Consider the following 13,506-nt stretch of genomic DNA (forward strand, 5'->3'; position numbering starts at 1 on the left):
TCACGATAAGGAGTTTGACGATGAAGTCCCATAACCGCCGCCTGCTCACCACGGGTGCCCTGCTGGCCATCGGCGTGCTCCCGCTGAGCGCATGCTCGCTCTTCGACCCGCCGCTGGAACGTGACGAAAGCGTCCACGCCATCTTTGACGCGGAACAGGACATCGTAAAGATGCCCCTGGACGATTACCTCTACTACGAGGGGGGCACTCACTACGAATACACCGCCCATCAAATCGCCATGAAGCAGTGCTTCGCCGAACACGGGCAGAGCTACACCATCAAATCTCTCGACTCTAGAGAGACGCCACGCGGTGATTTGGGCCGAATGTACGGCCCCTGGAACGTCGAATACGCCAAGAAGTACGGATTCCAGAAGCGAGACCCCAACGCCAAACCTCCCATCTCCGTCACCCCAGGGGCAAGCCTCAGCCCCGAGGAGAGGCTCATCATCGAATGTGATGACAAGGCCCGCGAGACCCTGGAGGCCGCGGTGCCCGAAGGTAAGAGGCCCGAGAATGATGTGCAGTCCACATACAATCGTATCTCCACCGAGGCAATCAACGCCGTTTACGGTAGCAAACTGCACCGCGAGCTCGAAGAGAAGTGGAAGCAGTGCGTCTCAAACCGGGGGCTCACCCCCAATAAGGCAGGGTCGGTAGCCGAGGAATCCCCGCTGGCTGAGGAAGATAGCAAGAGCGGGGGAACGAATGCGCCAGCCTCCGAAGAGGAAATTCGCATCGCCACCATCATGGCAGAATGCAACCAACAGGTCGGCATGAGTCAGCAGCTCTACGACCTGGAGGCACAGTACCAGATGCCGCTCATCCGCAAGTACCAGTCGCAGCTTGAGCAGGACCGCAAGGCAGAACGTGAACGTGACGAGAAGTTCAAACAGTACGTTCTGGAGCACCAGTAAACCGGGGCGCTAAAAGACAGCGCACCGAAAGACGGCGCTAAGAAATAGACAGCGCTGACACAGTTCAGAAAGACACCGCCATGACCACTCACACGAAAAACCAAAACAGCGGGCACCGCTTCAGCGAACGCATCGCCCGACCCCGCGTGCTCCTGCTGCTGGCTATCCTCGCCATCGGCTCGCTCATGCTGTCCTTCTACCTGGGCACCCGCTACGCCGCCACGGGCCCCGACCCGGCCGTGCAGGCGAAAACCGTGATTCCGGTCTGGGCGAAGGTTGAAGAACGCACCGTCAGCGAGGGCCTCGCCATTGCCGGAACCACCAAGGCTGGGGAGACCGCCCCGATTAGCGCGCGCACCAACGGTGAGCCGGTGCTCGTCTACCAGAACCAGAAGCCCGGTAACGTGCTCAAGGCCGGTGACTTCATCGGCATCATTGGCGCCGACCCCGTCTTCGTGCTGGAAGGGCCGCTGCCGCTGTACCGCGACCTCAACCTGGGCGATAACGGCGACGACGTGCTCGCCTTCCAGAAGGCGCTGAACTCCGCCGGGTACGCCACCGCTCAGAGCGGCACCGTCACCGAAGACACCCTCGACGCCGTCACGCGCCTGCACCGCGCGCACCTGACCGGCGTGCCCAGCGAGGGAGTCACGACCATTGCGCGCAGCAACTACGCGATTCTGCCCGGCGGTAGCCACACCGTCACCGCAGTTGCGGCAGTCGGCCAGCTCATTAACGACGGCAACCCCATCGCGAGTGTAGAAACCAGCGAACCCTACGTGGAATCCAGCGTTGAGCTCTCCGTTGCCAATAAGCTCAAGGCCGGCGACCGCGTTAGCCTGCGCACCTCCACCGGCAGTGTGGAGGGCACCATCACCAGTATTGGTGAGCTGCAGAACGACCCCTCCAAGGGTGCGGCAAAGAGCGTGCGATTCAGCGCCGACGACCCGAGCAAGCTCACTCCGGGGCAGAGCGCATCCATCACCAGTAAGGGCAACACCTCAACCACCCTCGCCGTGCCGACTACCGCGGTACGCCAGGACTCCCAGGGCACCTACGTGCTCGTTGAAAAGGGCGGAAGCTCCACCTCGACCAGCAAGGATGCGCCCTCCACCGAACGAGTCAACGTTGAGGTTCTACGCACCGCCGGCGGATACGCCGCAATCAACGCAAACCTCAGCACGGGACAGAAGGTGCTTGTCTCATGAGCCGCCGTAAGAGAACCCCAGACGCAAGCCCAGGACGTGCGCCTACAGTTGCGCCCAACGTAGCGTCCGCCGCTACACCTGCCGCCGGGCTCGGTACCGTGCCCAACACCGCACCCGCTATCGAAATGCACGGCATTACCCGCGTCTTCGAGGGTAGCGACCGGCCCGTTCTCGACCACCTCGACCTGGTGGTAGAACGCGGCGAATTCCTCGCCATTATTGGTCCGTCGGGCTCCGGTAAATCCACCCTGCTCAACGCCATTGGCCTGCTTGACACGCCCACCAGCGGAACCTACAGCCTCTTCGGTAAAAACACGGAAGGACTCAGCGACCGAGAACGCGACGAAATGCGCCGAGACCACCTCGGCTTCATCTTCCAGTCCTCAAACATGCTGCTGGACGAAACCAGCACAACCAATGCCTCCATGGGCCTGCGCGTGCAGGGCGTACCCTACAGCGAGCGCCTGCAACGCACCGAAGAAACCCTAGAATTTCTGGGGTTGAGCGACCGCGCTAGCATCCGCACCCGCTACCTTTCCGGTGGCGAGAAGCAGCGATGCGCTATTGCTCGTGCCCTCGCCACGCGCCCGCCGCTGATTCTTGCTGACGAGCCCACCGGCAACCTGGACAGCCACAATAGCGCCAAGGTCATTGAGATTCTGCAGCGCATTAACGCCACCGGCTGTACCGTGCTGGTTATTACCCACGACCCGGAGGTTGCCGCCGCCGCCCGCCGCGTAATTCGCATTGAGGATGGGCGGCTGCATGAGCAGGGCCGCACCGACTTGGCTACGGTGCCGGTGACTGAGGTGCCGGTCGCCGAGGCTGTGTCGTCTGTAGCAGACACCCCGGCGGAAGCCACGGTGGATGCTCCCGCGAATGCCCCCGTCAGCCTCGCGCCGGGGGAGAAGCCCGCTACGCATCGCCGCGGAAGCTTCCTCACCGACGACAGCATCGAGGCAATCTCGGCGCTCACCTCACGACCGCTACGCACCCTGCTGCTGGGCCTGTCCTTCGCCCTGGGCGTGGGCGGACTCATCAGCGCCTCCGGCATGAGCGAATCCGCCAGCTACCAGGTGAACCAGCGCCTGCTCGGATCCGAACAATCCACGCTCTACATCAGCGACAGGGACAATGACCAGAACATGCTCGGAACCTACCGGCAGGGCGAATCCGCGCAGAATGTTGCCGACCGCATTAGCGCGCTGGACTACGTGAAGAACACCGGATTCGTCAGCAGCGTGGCACCCGCCGACGTGCGAATCACCCGGTTCAGCCCCTACGAGGACGAACCCAAAACGGCGATTGGCCTCAGCTCCACCTCGAAGACCCGGCTCGAGCAAATCGGTGCCCGCATGAACCCCGAAACCCTGCGTGCGCTCGAACAGATGAACTCGACCCTCACCCAGCAGAACGTTGCTGACCGTGAACGCTCCGAGCAGCTCTCCGGCGCTATCGTCTCGGTCTCCGCTGCCCGCGCCCTCGGCATTATTCCCGAAGATAAGGCTGCAGATAACGCCACAACCGAGCCCCGCCCCGGCGAGCTACCCGCCGTCGAGTACGGCATTAAGCTCGGCGGACTGCCGCAGGTGGCACCCGGTGTGAGCATCTGGGTGGATGGTCAGCTGATGCCGGTCGTCGGCCTTTTCGACCCCGGCAATAGCGGCTACGAATTCAGGAATACGGTCATTGTCTCGCCGGGCACACTTCAGCGCACCGGACGCGGCCAGGTCACATACATTGCCGAAACCGAACGGGGCTACGGCAAAGCGGTCGCCAAGGCAATTCCGCTGACCCTCAAGCCCGCTGAACCCAGCCAGATCAACGTGGAAACCCCCTCCGACCTGCAGAGCCTACGCGCGTCTATCGCCTCGGATCTGGGCCTGTACGTGGGTGTGCTCTCCGGTATTCTGCTGGTGCTCGCCTCCCTCTCGGCGGCAACCGCCATGTATCTGTCCGTGCAATCGCGCACCGCAGAGATTGCGCTGCGCCGCGCCATCGGATCGAGTAAATGGCTGATTGCCCGCATCTTCCTCATGGAGGGCGTCATGCTCGGCGTGCTCGGCGGCTCCATCGGCGCCTGCTCCGGCATGATTGCGACCATAATTCTTTCGCTCGTGCAGGGCTGGCAGGCGGTTCTTTCCCCGGGATTCGTGGTGCTCGGCGTGGGCGTTGGCGCCCTTACCGGTCTGGTGTCTTCGGCATACCCGGCGTGGGTGGCATCCCGCAAGAGCCCCGCCGACGCTATGCGCGGCTAGAGTGAGCGCCGGGTGAGGACCAACCAATTACCTGAAACCTGACTGGTCAAATAGGTATTAGATAGCCCAACCCTTAAAATAATGGGAGGTAAAAACAGCAGAAGACTAAGGACAACACGTGAGTCGAACGCACACACCGCGTCACGCTGACAAACATCAGAACACTGAGGCACCAGAGGTGACCGAAGGAAAGCGCAATGACCGCACTGACCGCCGCCCACCTCTGGGCCCTGACGCCCGTAAAACCCTCAGCACGTTCGGTGTCATCACCGCCGTGCACACCATCGCGACGGTGCTTTTCAGTGCCGCCTTGGCTGTGATTATTGCCCGCGCGGCACACGCCGGTTTCGCCGCTGTTGCCGCCGAGCACGCGCGCCTCAAAGAGACGAGCGCCCCGGACGTGTACCGCGCCTACATTGAGTTCTCGGGCTCCGCACAGGCGCAGCTGGAGGCACACGGCGGCTGGCTGCTCGGCCTCGGCGGTATCTTCGGTGACGGTGACGCCATTACCCCCGGCCTGATTGCGGTCGCCGTCATTGCGCTACTTGTCCGCTCGGGTACCGACTACCTGCTGGCTGTGAGCGCGCAGCGTGCCGCCTCCGGAGCGAAGTCTCAGATTCGTTCCTCGCTGCTTAAGCGCGTGCTCGCCACCGGTGGCGCCGACACCCCCGAGGGTACCGGCGCGACCGCTGTGCTGCTGTCCCGCGGCCTGAACGCCCTGGATGACTACTACACCAAGACCCTGACCGCGTTTGTTTCCACCGCGATTGTGCCGTTCATCCTCTGGGTTGTTGTGGCGTCCCTGGACTGGATGAGCGCCATGGTGCTGGCCTGCACCCTGCCGCTTATTCCGGTGTTCATGATCCTGATTGGTAAGAACACCCGCGACGAAACCGCAGAAGCTCAGGCTGAACTGCACCGCCTCTCCGACCATATTCTGGAGCTCGTGCGCGGCCTGCCCGTCATTATCGGTCTGGGCCGCGAACGTGCGCAGACCCGCGCCATGAATGCCCTCGGTCAGCGTTACCGTGAACGCACCATGCAGACCCTGCGTAGCGCCTTCATGTCTTCGCTCGCGCTGGAGCTCATCACCACCATTTCGGTGGCGCTGATTGCTGTGCTGATTGGTGTGCGCCTGGTCAACGGCACCCTGGGCCTGGACACCGCAATTCTTGTGCTGCTGCTGGCTCCCGAATGCTACCAGCCGCTGCGTGACGTGGGTGCCGCCTACCACCAGTCGGAGGACGGCGTTGCCGCCCTGCGTAGCGCCCAGAAGATTATTGATGCACCCCTGCCCGCCGCCGCTGCGGACTCGACTGCACAGGATTCGGCAGCGCAGGGTGCAGTATCGCAGAAGGCTCAGCCTTCCGTGATCGCTGTTGAGGATCTGTCGGTGAGCTACCCGGCGCGTCCTGCCGTGCTGACTAACCTGTCGCTGAACCTGGACCGTCGCGTTGCCACTGCCAACGGTGAGCGCGGCGCGGTCATTGGCGTGATGGGTGAGTCCGGTTGCGGTAAGTCTACCCTGCTGAACGTGTTCTCCGGTGCCGTGCGTGAGGGCCTGGTGCCCACCGGCTCGGAGGAACCCGTGCACCTGACCGGTAGCGTGACCGGTCTGGGCACCACCCTGGTCATCCCGCAGTCGCCGGTCTTCACCGCACCGACCGTGCAGACCGAAATGGCGCTCTACGCGCTCAGCGCTACCGAGGCGGAGCGTGAGCGTGCAGCCGCTCTGCTCGGTGAGGCGATGGACTCCAAGAAGCTGTCCGTCACCGATGCCGAGTCGGCGCTGCTGGTTGGTCCGCTGGCTCAGCTGGGCATGGAGAAGCTCACCGCCCTTGAGCCCGGTGCCCTCAGTGCCGGTCAGGCGCGCCGACTCGCCGTGGCACGCACCCTGGCTCGCGCCGAGGCTATCTACCGTGCCGGCGGTGAGCAGACCGTGCTGACCGTTCTGGTGGATGAGCCGACCGCGCACCTGGACGCCTACTCGGCATACCTGGTGACCCGCGCTCTGCACCGCCTGGCGGAACTGGGCGCAACCGTGCTAATCGTGACCCACGAGCAGGAGCTCGCCGCTGGCTGCGACATCCTCGTTCGTGCCGTGCAGACTGCCCAGGGTTACACCTGGACCGCCGAGGCGAACACCGCCCGCGTTGCGGTTCCCGCCGAAGGACCCGCGCACCTGCTCAAGGACAAGGCGGAGTACGAGGCTGAAAGCACCGCCCCGGCGGGCGCCTCCGCAACCGCAGAGGTCAAGGAAGCCGAGCCTGCCGGCCTGTTCGCAAGCCTGCGCACCCTGAAGGAACTGACCGGTATCGGCGTTCGCGCCGCAACCGGCCCGGTCATCATGGCTGCGATTACCTCCCTGATGGCTGCGGCACTGACCGCGCTGTCCGGCTGGCTAATTGTTCGCGCTGCCGAGGGCCCGGCAATGATGTACCTGATGGTCGCCATCGTGGGCGTGCGTTTCTTCGGCCTGGGCCGTGCCTGCGCCCGCTACGCTGAGCGTCTGATGACCCACTCGAAGGTCCTTGCCGCCGCTAATATTCTGCGTCTGCGCGCCTGGGTTGGCGCATGGCAGAGCGTGAGCAGCGTGCGTGCCCTGTTGCGCGGTGACGCGCTGCTCGAACGCCTCGTCGGCGGTATTGATGAGCTGCGTGACGGCGTGCCGCGCGTTATTATTCCGCCGGCTGCGCACCTGCTGGTCATGACCGCGGCGCTGATTACGACCGCGTGCATCCTGCCGCAGGCCCTGATTCCGGTCCTGTTTGCCGTGCTGGTCAGCACCTTTGTGGCTCCGTGGATTGTGCTCCGCGCCGATGCCCGTGCGGAGGCGCTGGCTCGCCGCTCCACCGCGCAGATGCTGCGCCTGGGTACCGGCATGCTCTCGGCTGCTGAGGACCTGCGCGCTAACGGCGTGGCATCCACCGCTGAGAAGGCTAACGGCGCCCTGGACGCCGAGAACCTGTCCGCCCTGCAGAAGGGTTCGACCGCGCAGGGTGTGGGTCGTACCCTCGTGACCCTGAGTTGGTTCGGTGCGGCTCTGGCGAGCGCAATGATTGCGTACCCGCTGGCTGTTGACGGCACCGTGCGTGCCCCCGAAGCGGCGATTGTGGTGCTGCTGTGTACCGGCATGCTGGAAAGCTCCCTTGGCCATGTTGAGGCGGTCCGCTCCTGGCCCGCGTTCAGCCGCCTGCTGGCGACGATCGCCCCGAGCGTGCGCGACGTATCCCTGGAGGGTGTTGTCGCCACCTCGACCCTGAAGCGTTCCGTGCCGACCGAGGCTGAGGTGGACACTCACGTTCTGCCGCGTCGTGCTGAGCGTCTGCGTGCCCGCGCGGAGGCTGAGATGGAGGAGCTGCTGGAGGCTGACCGTCAGCGTGCTCACCGCTTTGACCGCCCCGAATCTGCGGCTGGTTCTAAGAGCGATACCCCGCGCCCGCCCAAGCCCGGCGAACCCAAGCTGGTCGGATGCGGCACCCCGCAGCAGCTCGGCGTGAAGGTCACCGAACCCGCCCTGGCTATGCAGGACGCTGCCGCCCGCTGGCCCGGCATGGACCACCCGGTCTTCACCGACCTGAACATGGACGCCCGCGCGGGCTCCTGGACTGCGGTGACCGGCCCCTCCGGTTCCGGTAAGTCTACGGTGCTTGCAACCGTTCTGGGCTTCTTGCCGCTGGAATCCGGCCGCGTGCTGGCTTCCGGTGAGGTCCTGGAGGGTGAGCAGCTGCGCGGCTACGCGGCGTGGTGCCCGCAGGCGGCTCACATTTTCGAGTCGACCCTTGAGGGTAACCTGATGCTGGCTCGTGACCGTTCGGATCGACCCAGCGAGGAAGAGCTGATTGAGGTTCTGCGCCGTGTGGGTCTGGGCGAGTGGTTTGATGCTCTGCCTCAGGGCCTGCGCACCCAGGTGGGTGCTGGCGGTTCGTTCCTGTCGGGTGGTCAGCGTCAGCGTCTGGCGGTGGCTCGTGCCCTGCTGGTGAACTCGCCGGTGCTGCTGCTGGATGAGCCGACCGCGCACCTGGATGCCGAGTCTGCTCGTGCGCTGATGGCTGACTTGGATGCGGCGACCCGCTCCAGCTCCGTGGCTACGGTCTTGGTGTCGCACCGTCCTGAGGATATTGCCCGCTGCGATGAGGTGGTTCGCCTCTAGCAGCTGCCCTCTAGTAGGCGGCGGGGCGCGCCGATGATGTGCCCCGAAAGAACATAGTGTGCATGGGAATGCCCCGGTACTTCGTGAAGTACCGGGGCATTCCTGCATCTGGAGTTGTGGCGATTTAGCTACCGTCTGGCGGGTCAATCGGCCGTTGAGAAGCGGGTAGTGGCGCCGCCACGAAAGGCCGTGAACGGCGTGCCTAGAAGAGCTTTTCACCCTCCGGGCTAACCGCCAGCGCAGCAGAAACAGCCGCATAGTTCGGGCCTACAATGCCGATGCTCTGAGTGAGCATCACACCGGAACCGTCACGGGCACCGTGCTCGGTCGGCAGGGAACGAGCCACACCGCCGGAGGACGCCGCCTTCGCCGGGCCCACACCCACCCACGCCAGAGCCAGCTGGCTCTCACCGGTGAGGAATCGGTGCGCACGCACACCACCGGTCGCGCGGCCCTTCTGCGGGTACTCTGCCAGGGCGGTGACCTTGGCGCTCGCCAGGCCGTCCTTGCCGTTGGTGACGGTCACGACCTCCGCCGCGTCGCCGGGTGCGGTCACGCCCAGGGCGATGAGACGGTCGCCGTCGGCAATCTTGATGCCCGCGATACCGCCGCCGGTGCGTCCCTGCGGGCGGACCTTCGCGGCGTCGAAGGTCAGCAGCTTCGCGTCGCGAGTGACGAAGGTGAGCACCGCATCGTCGGTGGGGCAGGGAGCGGCGGCTACGATTTCGTCGCCGTCCTTGAGCTTCATGATGTCCCACTCGGTCTGGTTGAGCGGGTAATCCGGGTTGAGGCGCTTGATGACGCCGCCCGCGGTTGCCATCGCCAGCACCGTGTTCAGCGGTACGAGGGCAACCAGCTTCTCACCCTTGGCGAGCGGAACCAGCTCGGTTGCCTTCACCGCCGACGCCATGGAGGGGGTGCCGCCGTTCTCGTCCAGCACCGCAATGTCCATGACGGACAGGCGCACCATACGGCCCGTGGAGGTCACAGCACCAATCTCACCGCGCGCGGTGGTCGGCACAATCGAGGCGAACACGTCGTGCTTGAAACGCTTGCCAGGATCCACGAGGGCCTCGCGGATGGGCTTGCCGGGGGTGCGTCCCATCATGCCGGAGGCGGAGAGCAGCACCCAGCAGGGGTCATCAGCGATTTCGAGGGCGAGGCCCAGGCTCTTCTTCGCCTTGGACTGCGCGGTGACTGCCTCGATGGCGACCTGCATGTCGTCCTTGGTTTTGAGCTGGGTGCGGCGGTCGGTGCCGTAGCGTTCGGCGACCTCTGCGAGCTCTTCGGAGACCAGTTCGCGCAGCGCCGCATCGGAGCCGAGGATACGCTGCAGTTCCGCGATTTCCTGCTGCAGGGTGTCGCGTTCTGCTTCCAGTTCCAGGCGGGAGTACTTGGTGAGCTGGCGCAGGCGCAACTCCAGAATGTGGTTCGCCTGGGTGTCGGTCAGGTCGAAGACGACCTTCAGCTTTTCGCGTGCCTGAGCGGTCTCGTCAGACTCACGAATGATCTGGATGACCTCGTCAATGTCGAGGATAGCCACGAGCAGGCCCTCTACCAGATGCAGGCGGTCGGTGCGCTTGCCCAGGCGGAACTCGGTGCGGCGGCGGACCACGTTCAGGCGGTGGTCAATGTACACGCGCATCAGGTCGAGCAGGCCGAGGGTCTGCGGCTGACCGTCCACGAGCGCCACGTTGTTAATGCCGAAGGAGTCCTCGAGCGGGGTGTGCTTGTAGAGGGCGGCGAGCACCGCCTCCGGGTTGAAGCCGTTCTTGATTTCGATGACGAGGCGCAGACCGTTGGTGCGGTCGGTCAGGTCGACCACGTCGGAGATGCCGGTGAGCTTCTTGGAGTTGACGCCGTCCTTGATCTTTTCGATGACCTTTTCGGGGCCGACCATGTACGGCAGCTCGGTCACGACAATGCCCTGCTTGCGGGGGCTGACCTGCTCGATGGAGACCTTCGCACGGGTCTTGAAGGTGCCGCGGCCGGTTTCGTAGGCATCACGGATGCCTCCCAGACCCACGATGGTGCCGCCGGTAGGCAGGTCGGGGCCGGGGATGAACTTCATGATGTCTTTGAGGGTCGCCTCGGGGTGGGCGATGAGATGGCGGGTACCGGCGATGACCTCGCGCAGGTTGTGCGGCGCCATATTGGTCGCCATGCCGACCGCGATGCCGGTGGTGCCGTTGACGAGCAGATTAGGGAACGCTGCGGGCAGCACGGAGGGCTGCATGAACTGGTTGTCGTAGTTCGGTACGAAGTCAACCACGTCTTCTTCGAGGTCCGCGGTGAGTGCCTGCGCGGCGGGCGCCATGCGTGCTTCGGTGTATCGGGCGGCTGCCGGGCCGTCGTCGAGGGAGCCGAAGTTACCGTGACCGTCAACGAGGGGCAGGCGCAGCGCGAAGGGCTGGGCGAGGCGCACCATCGCGTCGTAGATGGCGGCGTCGCCGTGCGGGTGGAGCTTACCCATGACCTCGCCGGTCACGCGGGCGCTCTTGACGTGGCCCTTATCGGGGCGCAGACCCATCTGCTGCATCATGTAGAGGATGCGGCGCTGCACGGGCTTGAGGCCGTCGCGGGCGTCGGGGAGGGCGCGCGAATAAATCACCGAGTAGGAGTATTCCAGGAAGCTGGTTTCCATCTCGGCGGATACGTCGATGTCGACGATATTCTCTACCACATCCACCGGGTAGTCGCTGACGGCGGATTTGGATCGGCGAGCCATATATCTCCTCGTGTCGGTGTGTTTTCGCTCCTCCTATTTTAGCGGGTGGTAGCGGATGAGACGGGCTGGTTGGTCGGCGTCATCTGTGGGGTGCGCCAAGGCGGTTGCGGGGCAGTAACCGAAGCATACCGGGGGATTGCACACCGTCATATGAGCCTGTATTAGCGTGGTCAAGTAGCACAGCCCGGCTGGAACCCTCTAAGGTAGAGGGGAGTAATACCTAACCGCCCTCATCGTGTGCGCCGACCGACGTCGCCTCATGAGGGCACCGCACGAAAGAGGTACGATGTACGCCACCACCCCCGAACGCGAGCAATTGGTCGCAGACATTAAGCATGCCGGTTTCTACCCCGACCTCGTGCTGGAAGTGGTGGATGACGCGCTGGCGGGCATGAACCCGGACGCGCACTTCGTACAGCATGAAACCCACTTCTCCCGCGATGATTTTCACCGCCACATCACCGTGATGGTGCTCTGCGGCGAGCACGTCATCTTTGCGCACCTGGACGACCAGCACCTTGAAGGTGACGCGCAGGGCACCGTGGCGCATGTGAGCGTGGAGGCGGTGCACCTGAGCGCCCTGAACGCGGTCACCATCAGCTATGGTTTCAGCCAGCCGCAGGCGTACAACGCCGGTAGCACCGCCCCGACTGAGATTTCCTTCCAGATTGCGTGGACCGGTTCGCTGCACATGGAGCTGGCTCCTGCCGGTTGCCAGGATCCGCAGTGCAATGCCGACCACGGCTTCACCGGCGATGCGCGCCGCGAGGACATTGCGGTGCGTGTTTCTGCGACCGCTGACGGCCCGGAGTCGGTTCAGCGTGCGCAGCATTTTGCGCGTGCCCTGCACCGTGCGCGCCTGTACGCGACCCGCCGATAAACATCTATACCCCTGAGACACACACCCGAGAGGAACCTATGACGGCCCCGTCCCGCACCGAACAGCCCACTCTGCACGATGTTCTGGGCGCGCCGTTGCCTCCCGCGCCCGCCTACGGCAGCAATAGCATCGCCGATGTGCTGGAGTCTGCCTCCTCTCTGGTGGCTCAGCGAAGCCTGGCGCGCCCCGCGCACGCCCTGGATTCCGACCCGGCGTTCAACTCTGCAGTCGACCCGCTGAACCTTGCCGGTCGCCTGACGGAGCATGACGTTGACCCGGCATCCTTCCGTCATGCCTGCGTGGTGATGGTGGATGGTCTGGGCGAGCAGCTCATCAACAGCTACGGCGGCTACGCGCCCTCCCTGCGTAAGACCCTGAACCTGGGACCACTGGACGCCGCGTTCCCCACCACGACCGCCGCATCCCTCACCTCGTTGGGTACCGGTACGGCACCGGGCGCGCACGGCATTGCGGGCTACGAGGTGCGCAACCCGGCAGGTAACGGAGGAGCGGGCTCGGTCATGAACCACCTCTCCGGCTGGGATCAGTCGGTGGACCCGCACACCTGGCAGCCGCTGCCGACCGTGCTGGAACGCCACCATACGAACCGCCGCGTGCTCACCATTTCGCTGGGTAAGTACCGCGGCACCGGTCTGACTGAGGCTGCGCTGCGCGGCGGCGACTTTGTGGACGCTGCAGGCTATAACGCGCGCGTCACCTACGCCCTGGAGGCGCTCTCCAGCCGCACCCCGACCACCGTGTACCTGTACTGGGGCGAGATTGATGCGGCGGGCCACCGCTACGGCGTGGGCAGCGACGAGTGGCTGCAGCAGCTGGAGGAGCTGAACTCGGCTCTGAAGCGTCTGACAGAGCGCGCCCCGGCGTGGGCGGCACTCTTCGTGACCGCCGATCACGGTATGGTGAACATGCCCGAACACCAGCGCATCGACTACTCCGGCGTTGAGGAGCTGACCCGCAACATCGCTATGACCGCCGGTGAACCGCGCGCCGTGCACCTGTACCTGGAAGACACCTCGGAGGCGGCACGCACCGCCACCGCTCAGCGTTGGGCACAGTACTGGGGCGAGCGCGCCTGGGTGATTGACTCTCGCGAACTGATGCGTGCCGGCTACTTCGGTCCGGTCATTACGGATGCGGCACGCGCCCGCATTGGCGACCTGATGGTGTGCGCTCGCGACGACTGGGCGCTGTACGATATGCGCCACTACCAGGAGCGTGCCCTGCATATGGTTGGTCAGCACGGTTCGCTCACGGACGCTGAGCGTCTGGTGCCGTTGCGCATGCTCAAAACCTTCTAAAGTCTCAGCCTTCTAAAACGCTAGAGGACATACAGAAAACCGC

7 protein-coding genes are annotated in these 13,506 nt (G+C 64.5%); 6 read left to right on the forward strand and 1 reads right to left on the reverse strand.

Annotated features, from left to right (window positions below; translation table 11 throughout):
• Positions 1-20 precede the first annotated feature (20 nt).
• From QZ540_RS06715 to QZ540_RS06730, 4 genes are all read left to right on the forward strand, one after another.
• Positions 21-917 (forward strand): multidrug transporter, encoded by an 897-nt coding sequence (locus tag QZ540_RS06715; RefSeq protein WP_294628642.1) that lies wholly within the window; start codon positions 21-23, stop codon positions 915-917.
• 80 nt (positions 918-997) lie between these two features.
• Positions 998-2,125, forward strand: coding sequence for an efflux RND transporter periplasmic adaptor subunit (locus QZ540_RS06720; protein ID WP_294628644.1), 1,128 nt, complete (start codon positions 998-1,000; stop codon positions 2,123-2,125).
• Between the two features lie 98 nt (positions 2,126-2,223).
• Positions 2,224-4,383 carry an ATP-binding cassette domain-containing protein gene (locus QZ540_RS06725; protein ID WP_294628646.1) on the forward strand — a complete coding sequence of 720 codons (2,160 nt, stop codon included), beginning with the start codon at positions 2,224-2,226 and terminating at the stop codon, positions 4,381-4,383.
• A 178-nt stretch (positions 4,384-4,561) separates the two neighbouring features.
• The gene (locus QZ540_RS06730) at positions 4,562-8,536 is read left to right on the forward strand and encodes an ATP-binding cassette domain-containing protein (protein ID WP_294628648.1); all 3,975 of its coding nucleotides are present in this window, start codon (positions 4,562-4,564) and stop codon (positions 8,534-8,536) included.
• 202 nt (positions 8,537-8,738) lie between these two features.
• Here QZ540_RS06730 and QZ540_RS06735 read toward each other — a convergent pair whose 3' ends face one another.
• Positions 8,739-11,264 (reverse strand): DNA topoisomerase (ATP-hydrolyzing) subunit A, encoded by a 2,526-nt coding sequence (locus QZ540_RS06735; protein WP_294628650.1) that lies wholly within the window; start codon positions 11,262-11,264, stop codon positions 8,739-8,741.
• A gap of 286 nt (positions 11,265-11,550) precedes the next feature.
• Between QZ540_RS06735 and QZ540_RS06740 the strand changes: the two genes are divergently transcribed.
• Together QZ540_RS06740 and QZ540_RS06745 are read left to right on the forward strand one after the other, a co-directional pair.
• Positions 11,551-12,144: a DUF5998 family protein gene (locus QZ540_RS06740; protein WP_294628652.1), complete on the forward strand. Its 594-nt coding sequence runs from the start codon at positions 11,551-11,553 to the stop codon at positions 12,142-12,144.
• Between the two features lie 38 nt (positions 12,145-12,182).
• Positions 12,183-13,463, forward strand: coding sequence for an alkaline phosphatase family protein (locus tag QZ540_RS06745; RefSeq protein WP_294628655.1), 1,281 nt, complete (start codon positions 12,183-12,185; stop codon positions 13,461-13,463).
• Positions 13,464-13,506: the final 43 nt, after the last annotated feature.

This window comes from uncultured Rothia sp. (assembly GCF_916049665.1).
Lineage (GTDB): Bacteria > Actinomycetota > Actinomycetes > Actinomycetales > Micrococcaceae > Rothia.